This window comes from Bacillus sp. CHD6a, from assembly GCF_001293645.1.
Classification (GTDB): Bacteria; Bacillota; Bacilli; order Bacillales; family Bacillaceae_I; genus Sutcliffiella_A.
In genome coordinates, this window is sequence record NZ_LBMD01000025.1 from 1 (window position 1) to 16442 (window position 16442).

A 16442-nucleotide genomic window follows, 5' to 3' on the forward strand; every position below is an offset into this window, starting at 1 on the left:
ATCATTTTCATCAGCTCGTCGCTCAGAAGCGACTTTATTAATATAACATGTTTCATTGTTATAAGTCAACATGTTTTTTAATTTCTTTTTCTCGTTGTCGCGTTTAAGCTTTTCACTTGCGGCGACGAATAATAATATACCATGTAACGACAAACATCGTCAATACATGTTTTAAACTTTTTTAAAATAATTTTCAAAAGGAAAAGAAAAGCTAAAGCTCCTAAGGAAATCCACCCTCATTAGGAGCCTTAAACGGAACATCATTTGTTATTATTTATCTGGCACGACCTGATAAAGTCGATGGAAGACACCGTTACCTTTAGTTTGTTTTTTCTCCACTTGCAGGAAGCCTTTTTCTACTAAGTATTCAACTAGTACGCTTAGATCTACAGAATACTTCTGGAGTTTAGGATGATGCAACATATCATTATAGGACCAAGGTTCTTTTTTCTCCATTAACACTTCTATTAGATGTTTAGCTCCTGTTCTTGTTCTGGAATAGATCATGAACTCATTTGCAAGGAAAAGAAGTTCGAGTCTTTTATCAATTGGTTCTTCCCCTTGAATGAGTTCTTCATATAATTTGTAGATTTCTGGTTCTATTTTCTTCACCTGGTTCCAGACGGTGATTTCTGGATGGAAACCGTGATCGATAACTGCCAACCTTGCCAAGTGGTGAAGAGAATGAACGATATGGTTATAAGCATCGATGTAATGTTTGGAATCAAAGAAATCTTTACCTTCTAGGTATCTTCTTATTAGTTTAGCAAATTCTAAACCAATTTTTAGTTTACGGTCTTCAAGAGGGAAATCAAGGAGTTTACCTCTTAAGGCATAGATAAACTCGTTTCGGTCAAAGAGCACTTTCCCATTGATGATCCAATCAATGACTCTGCGATTCGTTCCAAGCGTTATCCATTCATCTAATTGCTGTTCGCTTGCGATGTAAAGTGCGGCTTTCTTTTGGAGCAATTCATAGTGTTTTACATATAAGGATTCATCTAATTCTTTTACAACCATAAAGAGAATTACATCAAATTTATCTGTATTTGGGCTAACGGGGTTTTTCTTTTCTATCATTAATATTCCTTGCGTGTTTGATTGACTTGCGCGTTCTTGATAGATAGGACGAAGTAAATCTTCCATCTTAAGACCTCCATCTTTAAAGGGTTCCCCCTATTATTCGACACTTTCTTTTAAAAACCTTTTTATCAATATTAATCCAGAACATTCGGTCTTTTTGCAATTTCAACATGTGTGTGACTGTAACTCCATTTTAAGACAAAATGTGCTATTATATTGTTTTAGGAGGTAGTGTTTATGGCTCGTAAATATTCAAGTAAAATTAATAAAATAAGAACCTTTGCACTAAGTCTTGTCTTTATCGGTTTCTTCGTTATGTATATAGGAATATTCTTTCAAGGAAACATGTTAGTCATGACTTTGTTTATGTTATTGGGGCTTTTATGCATCGTTGGTTCCACAGTTGTTTATTTCTGGATCGGCATGTTATCGACTAAAGCTGTTCAGGTAGTTTGCCCGAACTGCGGGAGGCATACTAAAGTTCTTGGCCGTGTTGATATGTGTATGTATTGTAACGAACCGTTAACGATGGATCCTTCCCTTGAAGGGAAAGAATTTAATGAAGATTACAACTCAAAAAAGAAAGCTGATAGGAGCTAAGTCCTATCAGCTTTTTTTATTGGATGTTTCCCCCGATACAAAAGGTCAATGAGCGCCTTTGTCACACTCTGGGCAGACACCGTAAATTTCCATGCGATGGCGAGAAATTTTAAATCCAGTAACATGGGCAGCCAACGCTTCTACTTCATCAAGACCAGGATAATGGAAGTCGACAATTTTGCCGCACTCGTCACAGATCACATGGTAATGGTCGGTAGTCACGTAGTCAAAACGACTGGAGTTGTCTCCGTAGGTCAATTCTTTCACAAGACCCACTTCTCGGAAAACTCTCAGGTTGTTGTAAACGGTCGCGACACTCATGTTTGGAAACTTTCCTTCAAGTGCTTTGTATATATCGTCAGCTGTCGGATGAGACATAGATTGAATAAGATACTCTAAAATCGCATGACGCTGTGGAGTTATGCGAACTCCAGTTTGTTTTAGCGTTTCAAGCGCTTCTTTTAATTGTTCGTTTGCCACAGTCATGCACCTCGCTTTTCATAAAGATTATTACTTTATAATATTTATAATTAGTGTACATTGAAATTGATATTTTTGTCAATGTTATTACTTATATCTATATGAAGTTATCCAGATTTTAAACCTCTGGCTTTAAAATTGGTTCTTCCTTCTTTAACTGACTGTTCACATAGCGTGCAACGACAAATAAATAGTCAGAAAGACGGTTTAAATAAGCAAGTACATTTGGAGAAAGCTCATCACTCAAGCTTACTGCAGATCTTTCCGCTCTTCTTACAATCGTTCGTGCACTATGCAAAGCCGCTCCAGCTTTCGAGCCCCCTGGTAGTACGAAATTCGTCAACGGAGGAAGAGTTCCATCAAGTTCGTCCATTTCGTCCTCGAGACTTTTCACATGCTTTTCTGTCAGCTTCCATTTCACTTCTTTTCCTGCTGGTGTGGCAAGTTCTGCCCCCACGTGAAAAAGGATTGTCTGGATGTTGGAGAATGACTTGATCAATGTTTCTTTACGAATGAAGTCTTCGTCGTTAAGATACGCAACCGCAAGTCCAATCATGGAATTGGCTTCATCACATGTTCCATATGCTTCTACACGCACATGATTTTTATCCACTCTTTGTCCGTACACTAAAGAAGTTTGTCCTTTATCGCCTGTTTTTGTATAAATTTTCATAACTTCATCCCCTACTCTACATTTTTTAGCTACTACTTTCCTTATAGCAAAAAAACACCTGCAAGTCCATTATAGACAAGCAGGTGTTTCCTATTTATTAACCTACATAATCAATTGGAGCGTTCGGTCCGATTGGTAAACCTGTCAGGATCCAAACAATAAGCATGATCACCCATACAATAGAGAAGAACACTGAGTATGGAATCATCGTAGAGATTAATGTACCAATCCCCACCTTTTTGTCATACTTTTGGGCAAACGCTATGACGATTGCAAAATAAGGCATCAATGGTGAGATGACGTTAGTAGTGGAATCTGCAACACGGTATGCCAATTGCGTAAGCTCTGGGGAATACCCTAGACCCATCATCATGGGAACAAATACCGGGGCCATGATTGCCCATTTAGCAGAAGCACTTCCGATAAATAGATTAATAAAGCCAGCTACAATCATAAATACAAGAATTAAAAGAATGCTCATAAAACGATTATCGCTATCAAAACCGATTCCTTGGATGAGTTCTGCTCCATTAACAGCAAGAACAAGTCCAAGGTTTGTTTCATTAAAGTAAGCAACAAACTGACCAGCAACAAATGCAAGTACGATATATGCACCCATCGTTGCCATTGTGTCTGACATCTGGTTGGCTACGTCTTTATCATTTTTTATTGATTTTGTAATCATTCCATATACAAGCCCCGGAATGAAGAACATGATCAGAATTACTGGTACAAGCGTATGGAAAAATGGCGCTTCTAGGAATGAGCCATCTCCACGTAGTGGTCCCCAAGAAGGTACTACTAGCAATGCCATAACTGCAATCGTTGCAATAAATGCAAATAACGCAGCCCATAATCCTTTTTTCTCTTCAGGTTTTAAGTAATCAACGTCCCCTTTATAAGCACCTTTGTACTCACCAAGGCGAGGTTCAACGATTTTATCCGTTACAAACGTTCCAACAATAGTTAGAACAAATACTGAAGCAAACATGAAGTAGAAGTTCATCATGTAGTTCATTCCTGCAGCATATTCTGGGTCAACTGTTGCTGCCGCTTCTTGTGTTAAAGATCCTAATAAGGGATCAAGAGATGTTAATAGCAAGTTTGCACTGAACCCAGCAGATACTCCAGCAAACGCTGCTGCAAGTCCGGCCAGCGGATGCCTACCAAGTCCTGCGAAAAGCACTGCACCAAGCGGTGTTAAGACAACATATCCAGCATCTGCTGCCATAGATGACATAATTCCTCCAAATACTAGAGAAGCTGTCATAAGCTGTTTTGGGACAGATGTTACCAAACCGCGAAGACCGGCGCTGATAAGTCCAGATCTTTCCGCAATACCGATACCAATCATTGTTACAAGCACTGTTCCAAGCGGAGCAAAGCCTGTAAAGTTTGTTACGGCACTTTCAAAGATGTAAGCAATTCCTTCTGAGCTCATTAAATTCTTAACAGTAAGAACTTCTCCTTCATTTAAAGGATCGTCTACTTGTACACCCATGCTGGAAAAAATTCCAGAAGCGATAATTACCAATAACGCGAATATCGCGAATAACGTAACCGGATGTGGCAACTTATTACCAACGCGCTCAATGCTATCAAGAGCACGCATAACAAAGCCGCGTTTCTTTTGCGTTGCTTCCATTTTAAAATCCCCTTTCTCAATCTATTAAATTTTCAAAAAATAAGAAGAAAAAAATCCTTTACCAGTATAATAAAAAACACTCTCGGATGGAAGTGTTCAAGGAATATACATAAAATAACCAATTTTTCAAATAATAATAATACTATGTATCCTTTATTCAGCTAACGTACTTGTCCGCTATGTCTCCTTATTTACTTTACCCATAATAGAGACATTCATATCATAAAAAAGGAGTGCAAGCTCTATGCTCACACTCTAATCACGTCAACTTTTTGAGGAGGTATGCCCTACACTATAAAATACTCTGGAAGGGACCTTTTGTAGTTAGACGTTTGCCTCAATTATTTTAAAAAAGGCTTTTCCTCTTAAAGGTTTTCTTTAATAAAACGTAAAGCCTCTTCCACGTGACCCTTCACTTTTACTTTTCTCCACTCTTTTACTAGTTCGCCTTCTTTATTGATGATGAATGTGGAGCGTTCAATACCCATATATTCTTTTCCGAAATTTTTCTTCAGTTTCCACACTTCGTAACGTTCTGCTACTTCATGATCTTCGTCCACTAAAAGCATAAACGGCAACCCGTGCTTTTCAATAAACTTTTCATGCCTTGATTGAGGGTCTGGACTTATTCCAAGAATAACTGTATCCAGATTAGAGAAGTCTTCATGCATATCCCGGAAATCGCAAGCCTGCGTGGTGCATCCAGGGGTCATATCTTTTGGATAGAAATATAGTACGACATTTTTGCCTTGAAAACTTGAAAGGGACACTGTTTCGCCTGTATTAGACAGTAAAGAAAAATCAGGTGCCTTTTTGCCAACATCTATTGTCATCTTAAAACTCCTCCTTAAACGATTTCTGTATCTTTAAGCCTATCGAAAGCACGAAGAATTATCAAGAAAAGCACTACCATACATATACTTTCACAATTGACCTAAACTAATGATAATTGAAACGAATGGAGGAAGGTATATGAAGAAAGTAGAATTACACGAAGGAGCAGTTACTGAGCATAAGAAAAAAATCAGCGTTAACCAGAAGTCCATCGAGACTCCTTTGAACGCTGACGCCAACTGTGCGGAACCGATATCTGAGTTATCAAATCGCTTTCTAAACGAGGGCAATTAGTAATAACTACCTCTCACGCCCGTCCATATGCAGGACCACCCTTACTACAAAGGCTGCAGGCATAACGAAACCTATCAATGCTTCTATCATGGCAATAGCCCTGCCAATACCTATTGGAGTAATATCACCATATCCAACTGTCAAAATGGTAATGGCACTAAAGTAGACAGAACGAAAGAAAATAGAAAAGTAGCTTCCGTTGATCAGCTCGCCTCTTTCCAACAGAACAGGGTGTCCTTCAATATGAAGAACGGTATATAACAGGCCAAATGAAAGCAGAAGTGTAGAGTATATCAACAGTAACAGAAGGAGTGTCTCTTTTGAAACATAAGGTATGCTTCTGCTTTCTGAAGAGAATACATGTGAAAAGCTTATGAAAATAGCGATGAATATGAAGATGACGATAAATAAATAAAGCATCCTACTCCTCCAATGCGTGGACATGCCATTAGTACAATATACGCGTCAGAAGAGCAGGTATGCTTTTTGTTTTTATTAAGCTTGATCGTACCTATTTACGAGTGGATTGGAGCGGAAGGCACTCGACTCCGGCGGGAGATAGCGGTAGCTTGAGACCCCGCAGCAAAGCTAGGAGGCTCAAGCACCCCCGCAAAGCAAGTGCCTACAACGCAAAGGAACGGTTAAACTTGTAAGCTTTAATTCCCCGCACCTCTATATTTGGTGACTCCAACATTCCAGACGAATACGGCCAGAATAAAGAAAGCCAGTCCGATAAATGGAGTCATAAACGCGTATCCATACCACTCGGACCTGCCAAGGAAATATGCAGACGGATAAACACCTACAAACGCAAAAGGAAGAATCCAAGTCAAAACAAAACGGATGACACTGTTGTAAATATCAACTGGGTATCTACCGTAATTCCCGATATTATACATCATTGGCATTATCGATGTTCTTGCATCTGACCAGAAACCGATACTTGCAAGCAAGACGAATATACCTGCATACACTAGCGCTCCTCCAAGAACAAAAATAATTAATAGTAGATAATCGTACCAGGCAAAAGTGAGATCCAGGAGATTTCCTGCATAGACCATGATGGCAGCACCTGTTACCACACCAAATAAGGATTCCAGTTCCATTCGCTCGAGCACAACTTGAAACAGACTGTGAATTGGCCTAGTCAGGATCCGGTCCATCTCTCCTTTTACGATATACCTTTCATTAAAATCCCAAATATTAAAGAACGAAGAAAACAGCGCAAACGGCACCAAAAAGAACCCATAAATGAATATAATTTCTTCCCTGCTCCAACCGCTCAAAAGCTGAGTATGGCCAAAGACAACCAAGATAAACACCAGGTTCACGGCCTGAAACAACAAGTCGGAGAGGATTTCCACGACCAAGTCAGCGCGGTATTGGAACCGTGTTTTCATATACTGGCCAATGTATTGAAAAAACATCGAAACATAAAACATTCCTCATCCTCCTTGCACGACTAATTGTTTTTTTGCCAAATTCCACAGCAACTGTATCGGAATAATCAAAATGAACACCCAGACTGCCTGCATGAACAGGGCTTGAAATACAGCATTTCCTGTAATACCCTCTGTAAAAATCATACTTGGGATATAACTGATTGCCTGAAACGGCAGGAAACTCATGACGTCTTGTGCCCATAACGGGTAAAAGCTGATAGGTAAAAGCAATCCAGAAAATAAATCAATGACGACACGCTTCGCACGAATCAACCCGTCATTATTAAATAGAAAGAACGTCATGATACCTGTAAGCAAGTTGATCTGTGTATTCACAATAAAACTGAAGATGATGGAGATCCCGAAAAGACCCCACGTGGCAAAGTTTGCAGAGAACTCCAGCGGAAAGACCAATGCCACGATGAACATTCCTGGCACAGAGAAAAACACTAGGCGGAAAATCCCTTCTCCCAGCCCTTGCATCGTTTTCATTCCTAGATAGTTATACGGCCTGATTAATTCTACAGCAACTTTTCCTTCTTTTATCTCTTGGGCAATTTCTCGATCAATATTATTGAAATAAAACGCACGAGCCATCCATGATACGGCTACATAGGTTGTCATTTGGATGGTAGAAATACCTTGGATATCTTCTTTTCCGCTATATATTGCCTGCCAAAGGAAGTAGTAGGCTCCTATATTAATGCTATAAATCAGAATTCCAGAATAATAGTTCGTTCGATACGCGAGCATCATCAAAAAGCGGATGCGTATCATTTCGATATATTTATCCATGTGTCAACACCGGTTGCTTTTTGGATAACCCATCCCCGGTAGCACCCATTCCCTTATCATAGATATTGCGAATAATTTCCTCTGTGGAAATCTCTTGGATGGTGAGGTCTGTGATGGCAAATTGACCCACAACCCTTCCAATGAGTTCGGAAATTTCCTCTTCTTCTTTAGACACCACCGCGCTCCAAATTGTTTCTTTCCCCTCATTTTTCCAATGAACGTCGAGATCAGGAGTCAACGGCATCAGTTGTTCTTCTGTCACATTCTGAGCAAACTGGAATCGAATTTGCTTTCCTTCTCCCCAGTTGTTACGTAGCTTTTGTAGGGAACCATCATAGATGATTTTCCCTTCGTCTAACATAACGACTCTTTCGCAGAGTGCTTCGATGTCTGCCATGTCATGGGTGGTTAATAGAATAGTTGTTTTATATTTTTCGTTTATTTCTTTTAAAAACTGACGGATCTTAAGCTTTACAAGAACATCCAATCCTATTGTAGGTTCATCCAGGAAAAGCAATGGCGGATTGTGAATGAGTGCTGCTGCCAGTTCACATCGCATGCGCTGCCCTAGTGACAACTTTCTTACCGGCTTATCAAGGAGGTGACCTATATCAAGCGTCTTAATGACATGGTCCATATGCTCGTTATAATCCTCGTCTGAAACTTTATATACTTTTTTCAGAAGACGGAAAGACTCTTGTACCGCGATGTCCCACCAAAGCTGGGAACGTTGGCCGAATACCACTCCAATGGAGCGGACAAACTCTTCCCTTTCTTTATGCGGGTTCATGCCATTTACACGCACTGTCCCGGATGTCGGGGTGAGAATGCCGGTCAGCATTTTAATGGTGGTGGACTTTCCTGCACCATTTTCCCCGATATATCCTACCATCTCCCCTTGCTTAATGGTAAAAGACACATCGTTGACGGCTGGCACTATTTTATAATTTCTCGTAAAAAGGTCGCGGAACGCTCCCTTCAAACCAGAACGACTAGAATATGCTTTAAACTCTTTGCGGAGTGAATCTACTTCTATGACGTTATGCATCTAAGTTACTTCCTTTCTATTAATGTGCTTGTTTGAAAAAAAGCTCATAGAGACTAGTGTATTACAAGTAAGGGGGAACACTCAAACGGGAAGCTTTGGGAATTGCTTGATTGCTTATTTGGGGTGTAATAAAAATTTGATTGAGTTGTAACTAGGAAGATAGTAATTTTACGATAACAAGATCAACTGCTCCCTTCTTCTTTTGGCATCGTTCCCGCTCTATGGTAAAAGAGAGGGGGTTTCAATGATGCCCGGAAAGAGTGAAAAAGCAGTGGAGCCGGCTTCATTGGAGGTGTATGACGACCGGTGAAGGAGAAAAAACAGAAGAGCCGGCGTCATTGGAGGTGTATGACGACCGGTGAAGGGCAAAATGCTGTGGAGCCGGCTTCATTGGAGGTGTATGACGACCGGTGAAGGGCAAAAAACTGTGGAGCCGGCGTCATTGGAGATGTATGACGACCGGTGAACGGCAAAAAGCTGAGGAGCCGGCGTCATTGGAGGTGTATGACGACCGGTGAACGGCAAAAAATAGTGGAGCCGGCGTCATTGGAGATGTATGACGACCGGTGAACGGCAAAAAGCTGAGGAGCCGGCGTCATTGGAGGTGTATGACGACCGGTGAACGGCAAAAAGCTGAGGAGCCGGCGTCATTGGAGGTGTATGACGACCGGTGAACGGCAAAAAGCAGTGGAGCCGGCGTCATTGGATGACCGAATCGACTACTTCCTTCTTCTTTTGGCAACGTTCCCACTCTGCGATGTCAAAACCAACCGCTTTCTTCCTTTTCTGACATTGTTTCCGCTCTTCCCTGACTCCACCAGCCATTCTCCGTTACATCCCCACCACATTCATGATAAAATAACATATCATTTGATTTACCTTAATCAAGAGGAGGACTCGATCCATCATGAACTTTTCTAAATCACAACAAATACACGAAGAAGCCTTGCAACATATCGTTGGCGGTGTAAATAGCCCGTCACGTTCTTATAAAGCCGTTGGTGGCGGCGCACCAGTAGTAATGGAACGTGCGGAAGGAGCTTACTTTTGGGATGTCGACGGAAATAAATACATCGACTACCTGGCAGCATACGGCCCAATTATCACCGGTCATGCCCATCCTCACATAACCGAAGCCATTACAAAAGCAGCACAAACCGGAATTCTATACGGAACACCTACTCCCCATGAGGTGAAATTCGCAAAAATGCTGAAAGAAGCGATGCCTGGAATGGACAAGGTACGTTTCGTCAACTCCGGGACAGAAGCGGTAATGACAACAATTCGTGTGGCACGTGCTTACACCGGTCGCGACAAAATCATCAAGTTTGCTGGCTGCTATCACGGTCACTCTGACCTTGTTCTTGTTGCAGCAGGATCTGGTCCGGCAACACTTGGCACACCAGATTCCGCTGGAGTACCTAAGAGTATTGCCAATGAAGTAATCACGGTTCCTTTTAATGATATCGAACCGTTCCGTGAAGCGATGGAAAAATGGGGTGACCAGATTGCAGGTGTCCTTGTGGAGCCAATCGTTGGTAACTTCGGCATCGTTGAACCAAAACCCGGCTTCCTCCAAGCTGTGAACGATATCAGTCATGAAGCTGGCGCATTGGTAATTTACGATGAGGTAATAACAGCATTCCGCTTTATGTACGGAGGAGCACAAGATATGCTTGGTATCACACCAGATCTCACAGCGCTTGGGAAGATCATAGGTGGCGGTCTACCAATCGGAGCGTATGGGGGCCGTGCTGAGATTATGGAAAAGGTAGCGCCACTAGGCCCTGCTTATCAGGCAGGAACCATGGCAGGTAATCCCGCGTCCATCTTATCAGGAATTGCTTGCTTGGAAGTACTTCAAAAAGAAGGAGTCTATGATCACCTCGATTATATCGGCGGATTGCTAGAAGAAGGTATTCTCGAACGAGCAGAAAAGTACGGTATTACCATTACCATTAACCGCCTTAAAGGAGCACTGACCATCTACTTTACAGATGAAAAAGTAGTTAACTATGAACAGGCGGAAAATACCGACGGTGAACAGTTTGCAAAATTCTTCAAACTCATGCTGAATCAAGGAATTAATCTAGCCCCTTCCAAATACGAAGCATGGTTTGTAACAACCGAGCATACCGAAGAAGATGTAAGAGTAACACTAGATGCAGTAGAGCATGCATTCAAAGAATTAGCAACTGCATAAATATGCAAAACAGCGTGTACATTAACACGCTGTCTTTTTCTACATCAAACCTTGAAAACGCTTACAAATAAGCACTTTTATTACCCTCCCACTTGTATGACCTCTTCATTTTTTTGCATAAAAAATTGATTTTTATTGTTTGAAATGTTAGTATATAATTTAAAGTCTGAAAATTCCCTTTTTTGTTTTTCCTCACTTTTTACCTATTTATAAGAAAACCGCCGAGCTTACCTCACGCAGAACGAATAGGCACTACTAACTGCATAGGTTTTTCTTATCAAACTATCAAACCACAGGAGGTGAATGGCTAGTTAGGGTCCCCACGTTTATCCCTAGTTAACAGCCAATCCATATGAAAAACTGGAGTCCAAGTTCATTTAAAGATTTTCACAACGCAGAACATGATGCATGTGGTATTGTATCCGCTATTGAAAAGAAAAAAATCCCAACAAAGAAAAATATTGATGATTGTATAGATGCTCTTGTCAAAATGAACCACCGTGCAGGTTTTATTAATGGTGAAGGAGACGGTGTCGGTATTCATATCGATATCCCACGAGTACTATGGAAAGAAAAACTTGAGAAAGCCAACCAAGACACTTCGCTTGTAGAGCGCGAAGATTTCGTAGTCGGTCACTTCTTCATTAATCACCACGTAAATGTAGACCAAGTAAAAAGCGAGATTACGAGCATTCTAGAAAAAGAATCTCTTAAACTAGTTTTTTCTTCTGATACTGTTACATCTTCTGAAGCATTAGGACCGATTGCGATCATCCAAGACCCAGTGTTTTGGCAGATTGCCTTGGTTTCTGAAAAAGAAGAGTGCACGCAAGCGCAATTATTTCAAGCTGCCATTGAGATCGAAAAAAATGATGACGTCCATGTTGCATCCTTATCCAACTATCATGCTGTCTATAAAGTGATGGGTGCCGGAGATATCTTGCCAAAATTCTATCATGACCTTGCAAGCCCGCTTGTAGCGTCCACGATGACACTTGGTCATAACCGCTATTCTACTAATACACTTTCAAACTTTTTTCGTGTGCAACCATTTAGCGTCCTAGGACATAACGGTGAGATCAATACAATTGCTAAGCTTCGTGACGAGGCAACAATGATTGGCGTACCGCTAACAAATGGAGGAAGTGATTCTCAGGACTTAAACAGAACAATTGATACATTGATTTCTCGAGATGGCTTCACCCTATTTGAGGCACTTGATATTGTATTCCCTCCAATAATCAATGAAATCAAAAGCTATCCTGCTCATTTACAAGATCTATACACATACGTACGTGAAACATGGGGGCATTTCTCCCAAGGACCTGCCGGCATCATCTCTCGTAATAAAGACGAAGCTGTATTCAGTCTAGATGCTCTCGGACTTCGTCCACTTTGGATGTTAGAAACGGAAACATCGTTTTATTTTTCATCTGAGCCAGGTATTATTCCTACAACAGAATACATGTCAGAGCCAAAGCCATTCTCCCCAGGTGAAAAAGTTGGGATGAAGTGGGTTGGCGATACAATTAAAGTATTCGACTACCATGCTTATCAAGAAGAAGTTTATCAACGTATGAACAAGAAGTTTGCAGTGGAAGGCTTCGCTGAGCGTCTTCAGGCTCCGAAACTTGAACACTACGTTTCTACTGCCCCACTTGCAAAAGTGCATAACGGACATTATGCAGCTTTTGGTTGGGACCGTGAGCATATTCAGTTGATTGAACAGATGGCAGAAAAAGGGGCAGAACCGATCCGTTCCCTTGGTCATGACGTGCCGCTTGCTGCTATGAATCCTGGCCGCAACAATATTGCTGATTTTATAAAAGAAAGCGTTGCAGTCGTAACAAATCCGGCCATTGACCGTGACCGTGAGACAGAACATTTTTCTACCAGAACGGTTCTAGGTGCTCGTCCTGCTCTACAAAAAGAAGACGATGTACCAAACGGCTACACAATGGAGCTTCTTACTCCCCTATTGATAGAAGGCCAGGTAGGCATGGATTGCGCCTCAGAGTTAGGGCAGCCTTCTTACGACCAAGTGGTAAACAAGTTCCAAACACAAGGCTTAACGTATTACGTAAATGCTACCTGTAGTTCGGATGAAGATATTACCTCTGCTTTAGACCGTTTAAAAGCGGAGGCAGTGGCTGCAGTAAAAGACGGCAAAACATTATTGATTATTGATGATGCCCAAGCACATAAGGATGGACAGCTTTGGTTGGATCCGCATCTTGTGACGGCAGCGATTAATGAAGAGTTAGTTCAACATCAATATCGCCGCAAATGCGCATTAATGCTGCGTTCCGGTGCCATTCGCTCCCTGCATGATGTCATGGTTGCTATTGGACTTGGTGCAAATGCTATCAGTCCGTACCTACTATTCGGTACAGTGAGTGATGAGACAACTAAGCCTGTTGTGAACCTTTTCGGGGCATTGACAAAAGGTATGGAAAAAGTTATTTCCACAATTGGTATCCATGAATTAAGAGGATACGGTCGCTTATTCTCAGCAATCGGCCTGCATCAAGAAGTGGAGAATGCGCTTTGCATCGTCAATTTCTTAGGTTCCGACAAACTGGGCTTTAATTTTACAAAATTAAAAGAGGATGCTGCAGAGCGTGCAGTGGACTTTGAAGATGAAAAAGCTCGTCCAGGCAAATCGTTCCACCTCTTCCCTCGTATCTGGAAAGCAATCGGGGACGTGGCAAAGAACGGAACATACGATGACTATCGTGAAAAACTCGATGAACAAGAAACGAAAAATCCGATTACCATCCGTCATTTAACTGACTTGAGGGTGGCCGGCAAACAACCTGCAAAAGAAAAAGTGAATATTGGGGTAGGCGCGCACGATTTACCATTCGTCATTGCATCCATGTCTTTTGGTTCTCAAAACGAAATAGCATTTAGAGCATATGCCGAAGCAGCAGATAAACTGAACATGGTCAGCCTGAATGGTGAGGGTGGCGAAATCAAAGATATGCTTGGAAAATATCCAAAAACCCGCGGACAGCAAGTGGCATCCGGACGTTTTGGAGTAAACGCTGAGCTACTTAACAGCTCCAATCTATTAGAAATCAAGATTGGTCAAGGAGCAAAGCCTGGTGAAGGCGGACACTTACCAGGTTCAAAAGTAACAGCTAAAATCGCCGAAGCACGTAACGCAACGATTGGATCGGATTTAATCTCTCCATCCAATAACCATGACATTTACTCTATCGAAGACTTGGCTCAGATGATTGCCGAGCTGAAAACAGCCAACGATCAGGCGAAAGTTGCCGTGAAAGTACCGGTTGTTCCTAATATCGGTACAATTGCAGTCGGAATCGCAAAAGCTGGCGCCGACATCATTACCATCAGTGGTTTTGACGGCGGTACAGGGGCTGCAAGAATCCATGCCCTTCAATATGTAGGTTTACCAGTTGAAATCGGTGTAAAAGCTGCGCATAACGCGTTAATTGAATCCGGACTCCGAAACAAAGTGGAAATCTGGGCGGACGGCGGTATCAAGAGTGCACTAGACTGCATGAAGGTTATGCTATTAGGCGCCAACCGTATTGGTTTTGGAACTCTCTCCATGATCGCCATCGGTTGTACAACATGCCGTGGCTGTCACTTGGATACTTGTCACGTTGGAATTGCAACGCAAATCGAATCCGAAGCACAAGCAAAAGATCACGGTCTTCGTCGTTTTGTTCCCAGACAATCAGATCTTGCCGTACAAGGCTTAATGAACCTGTTTAGCGCTTTTGGTGACGAGCTAAAAGCACTTACTGCTTCCTTAGGTTTTGATAACCTACAAGAAATTGTTGGCCGCTCTGATCTTCTTGAGCAAACGCGCGGCTTGGAATCGCTGGACCTTTCCAACTTGCTTCATACATTAGATGTACCGCAGCTTGCACAAAAAGAAGTAGCGGCAAGTATGGAAAAAGAAAAACTTCTTGTAGCAGCTGGTGCGGAATATCTCGATTACCAAGAAAGCGACTTGCATGAATCTCGTCAATTTGATGCAGTAACAGCAGAACAACGCGTCCTTGGCAGCCGCGTTTCCTGCCACCGTGTACGCGGTCGCTTGGACGGCTCTTATCTGGAACTTCCTGAAGTAGAACTACGCTACAACAAAGGCTCCATCCCAGGTAACGGACTTGGTGCATACAACTCCACCGGTATCAACATCAAGGTTGAGGGTGGCGCACAAGATGGCATAGGTAAAACGGCATTCGGTGGTAGCATCTTCGTCTTCAAATATAAAGGAAAAGACGGCAAGTTCTACAACGGTTCCGTTGGAAAAGGTTTTGGTTACGGCGCACAAAAAGGAGCGCTTGTTGTGCAAGGAAACGCCGACGCCCGTGCAGGTATCCGTCTTTCCGGAGCAGACATGATCATCGGCGGGAAAGTTACCACTCCTATCCCAGCTATTGAACATGGAAACCTTGGCGTCAATGCCAATATTAAAGGCTTTGCATTTGAGTACATGACAAACGGCCGCGGCCTTGTCCTTGGTGACCCTGGTCCATGGATCTGCGCAGGTATGACAGGTGGTACTGTTTACCTTCGTCACCAGCCGGAAATGGGCTTAACAAAAGAAGCACTTCAACGCCGTATCGCAAAAGGTGCTAAAGTGAATATCGAACCACTGAATGCATCTGGCCTGAAGGATGTTGTAGAGTTACTATCCATCTATCATCAATCATTGCTAGATCAGCACCAACTCGAAGAAGCCGCAGAAATCAAGCAAATGATAGATAACCCGGCAGACTTCTTCCTGCAAGTAAACCCTGTCAAAGAACAGGCAGACCCAGCAGTATCTACAGAATGATGTATCTCTTTACTACAACCCGCATAATTTTGCGGGTTTTTTTTAGAAAAAGATTAGTGAATTAAAGCATCCTTGTTGATTGAAGTGGAAGCCAAGACGCCCGGGGGAGGAATGGACTGGCGAGACCCCTCAATCAAAGAGGCCACTGAAAAAGTCTTGATTTTAGTATTTCACTAAACACCGCTGTTGATTTCCGCAAATGGCTTCGCTTTCCTAGGGGCGCTAGGTGGAGCCTCCTCGGCTTCGCCTGCGGGGTCTCCACCTAGCGCTAGCTCCCTCAGGAGTCTTCGCCTTTTGCTCCAATCAACAGCTAGGAATCACTAAATACTTTACTTTATCAGTTATTCAGTGGCCTCCAGGCAAACGAGGAGGCTCACGGACCGCCCGCAGCCAAGCGAAGCGCATGGAACGGAAATCAACAAAGTAAGAGAGAATAATAAAATTTGATAGTCCCGCAATCTTCCATTTGCGGGCTTTTTTCTACCATATTTTTGCTTGCGCTACTTAAGGAAACCGTGTATAG

14 protein-coding genes are annotated in these 16442 nt (G+C 42.2%); 5 read left to right on the forward strand and 9 right to left on the reverse strand.

What is annotated here, in order from left to right; all coding sequences use genetic code 11:
• Positions 1-270 precede the first annotated feature (270 nt).
• The gene (locus AAV98_RS15820) at positions 271-1146 is read right to left on the reverse strand and encodes a nucleotidyltransferase-like protein (protein WP_060666519.1); all 876 of its coding nucleotides are present in this window, start codon (positions 1144-1146) and stop codon (positions 271-273) included.
• A gap of 174 nt (positions 1147-1320) precedes the next feature.
• Between AAV98_RS15820 and AAV98_RS15825 the strand changes: the two genes are divergently transcribed.
• On the forward strand, positions 1321-1683 hold the full coding sequence (locus AAV98_RS15825) for a YgzB family protein (protein ID WP_060666520.1): 363 nt from the start codon (positions 1321-1323) through the stop codon (positions 1681-1683).
• A 45-nt stretch (positions 1684-1728) separates the two neighbouring features.
• On the opposite strand, the gene perR is transcribed toward AAV98_RS15825, so the two are convergent.
• The 4 genes from perR to bcp all read right to left on the reverse strand — a co-directional run bounded on the left by perR (position 1729) and on the right by bcp (position 5314).
• Entirely contained in the window at positions 1729-2163 is a 435-nt protein-coding gene (perR, locus tag AAV98_RS15830) for a peroxide-responsive transcriptional repressor PerR (RefSeq protein WP_169289790.1), read from the reverse strand.
• 118 nt (positions 2164-2281) lie between these two features.
• Positions 2282-2836: a cob(I)yrinic acid a,c-diamide adenosyltransferase gene (locus AAV98_RS15835; RefSeq protein WP_060666522.1), complete on the reverse strand. Its 555-nt coding sequence runs from the start codon at positions 2834-2836 to the stop codon at positions 2282-2284.
• 97 nt (positions 2837-2933) lie between these two features.
• Positions 2934-4481: an AbgT family transporter gene (locus AAV98_RS15840; RefSeq protein WP_060666523.1), complete on the reverse strand. Its 1548-nt coding sequence runs from the start codon at positions 4479-4481 to the stop codon at positions 2934-2936.
• Positions 4482-4846: 365 nt separating this feature from the next.
• On the reverse strand, positions 4847-5314 hold the full coding sequence (bcp, locus tag AAV98_RS15845) for a thioredoxin-dependent thiol peroxidase (protein ID WP_060666524.1): 468 nt from the start codon (positions 5312-5314) through the stop codon (positions 4847-4849).
• 139 nt (positions 5315-5453) lie between these two features.
• Between bcp and AAV98_RS20355 the strand changes: the two genes are divergently transcribed.
• Positions 5454-5609, forward strand: coding sequence for a hypothetical protein (locus AAV98_RS20355; protein ID WP_156317816.1), 156 nt, complete (start codon positions 5454-5456; stop codon positions 5607-5609).
• A gap of 6 nt (positions 5610-5615) precedes the next feature.
• On the opposite strand, the gene AAV98_RS15850 is transcribed toward AAV98_RS20355, so the two are convergent.
• The 4 genes from AAV98_RS15850 to AAV98_RS15865 form a co-directional block, all read right to left on the reverse strand.
• Positions 5616-6029, reverse strand: coding sequence for a potassium channel family protein (locus AAV98_RS15850; RefSeq protein WP_060666525.1), 414 nt, complete (start codon positions 6027-6029; stop codon positions 5616-5618).
• 236 nt (positions 6030-6265) lie between these two features.
• Positions 6266-7051: an ABC transporter permease gene (locus AAV98_RS15855; RefSeq protein WP_060666526.1), complete on the reverse strand. Its 786-nt coding sequence runs from the start codon at positions 7049-7051 to the stop codon at positions 6266-6268.
• A 3-nt stretch (positions 7052-7054) separates the two neighbouring features.
• Complete coding sequence (locus tag AAV98_RS15860; RefSeq protein WP_060666527.1) at positions 7055-7846, reverse strand: ABC transporter permease; 792 nt, start codon at positions 7844-7846, stop codon at positions 7055-7057.
• On the reverse strand, positions 7839-8894 hold the full coding sequence (locus AAV98_RS15865) for an ABC transporter ATP-binding protein (protein ID WP_060666528.1): 1056 nt from the start codon (positions 8892-8894) through the stop codon (positions 7839-7841). The genes AAV98_RS15860 and AAV98_RS15865 overlap by 8 nt, the downstream gene beginning before the upstream one ends.
• 660 nt (positions 8895-9554) lie before the next feature.
• On the opposite strand from AAV98_RS15865, the gene AAV98_RS20360 reads away from it, so the two are divergent.
• From AAV98_RS20360 to AAV98_RS15875, 3 genes are all read left to right on the forward strand, one after another.
• A complete protein-coding gene (locus tag AAV98_RS20360; RefSeq protein ID WP_156317819.1) occupies positions 9555-9815 on the forward strand; it encodes a hypothetical protein in 261 nt (86 codons plus the stop codon).
• The gene (locus tag AAV98_RS15870) at positions 9802-11097 is read left to right on the forward strand and encodes a glutamate-1-semialdehyde 2,1-aminomutase (protein WP_060666529.1); all 1296 of its coding nucleotides are present in this window, start codon (positions 9802-9804) and stop codon (positions 11095-11097) included. The genes AAV98_RS20360 and AAV98_RS15870 overlap by 14 nt, the downstream gene beginning before the upstream one ends.
• 352 nt (positions 11098-11449) lie before the next feature.
• Positions 11450-15919 carry a glutamate synthase-related protein gene (locus AAV98_RS15875; protein WP_060666530.1) on the forward strand — a complete coding sequence of 1490 codons (4470 nt, stop codon included), beginning with the start codon at positions 11450-11452 and terminating at the stop codon, positions 15917-15919.
• Positions 15920-16442: the final 523 nt, after the last annotated feature.

What these genes read in the sequence shown, in the direction of transcription:
- AAV98_RS15820 (WP_060666519.1), bottom strand. Translation starts at nt 1,146, where the DNA reads ATGGAAGATTTACTTCGTCCTATCTATCAAGAACGCGCAAGTCAATCA.
- AAV98_RS15825 (WP_060666520.1), top strand. Translation starts at nt 1,321, where the DNA reads ATGGCTCGTAAATATTCAAGTAAAATTAATAAAATAAGAACCTTTGCA.
- AAV98_RS15835 (WP_060666522.1), bottom strand. Translation starts at nt 2,836, where the DNA reads ATGAAAATTTATACAAAAACAGGCGATAAAGGACAAACTTCTTTAGTG.
- AAV98_RS15840 (WP_060666523.1), bottom strand. Translation starts at nt 4,481, where the DNA reads ATGGAAGCAACGCAAAAGAAACGCGGCTTTGTTATGCGTGCTCTTGAT.
- bcp (WP_060666524.1), bottom strand. Translation starts at nt 5,314, where the DNA reads ATGACAATAGATGTTGGCAAAAAGGCACCTGATTTTTCTTTACTGTCT.
- AAV98_RS20355 (WP_156317816.1), top strand. Translation starts at nt 5,454, where the DNA reads ATGAAGAAAGTAGAATTACACGAAGGAGCAGTTACTGAGCATAAGAAA.
- AAV98_RS15850 (WP_060666525.1), bottom strand. Translation starts at nt 6,029, where the DNA reads ATGCTTTATTTATTTATCGTCATCTTCATATTCATCGCTATTTTCATA.
- AAV98_RS15855 (WP_060666526.1), bottom strand. Translation starts at nt 7,051, where the DNA reads ATGTTTTATGTTTCGATGTTTTTTCAATACATTGGCCAGTATATGAAA.
- AAV98_RS15860 (WP_060666527.1), bottom strand. Translation starts at nt 7,846, where the DNA reads ATGGATAAATATATCGAAATGATACGCATCCGCTTTTTGATGATGCTC.
- AAV98_RS15865 (WP_060666528.1), bottom strand. Translation starts at nt 8,894, where the DNA reads ATGCATAACGTCATAGAAGTAGATTCACTCCGCAAAGAGTTTAAAGCA.
- AAV98_RS20360 (WP_156317819.1), top strand. Translation starts at nt 9,555, where the DNA reads ATGACGACCGGTGAACGGCAAAAAGCAGTGGAGCCGGCGTCATTGGAT.
- AAV98_RS15870 (WP_060666529.1), top strand. Translation starts at nt 9,802, where the DNA reads ATGAACTTTTCTAAATCACAACAAATACACGAAGAAGCCTTGCAACAT.
- AAV98_RS15875 (WP_060666530.1), top strand. Translation starts at nt 11,450, where the DNA reads ATGAAAAACTGGAGTCCAAGTTCATTTAAAGATTTTCACAACGCAGAA.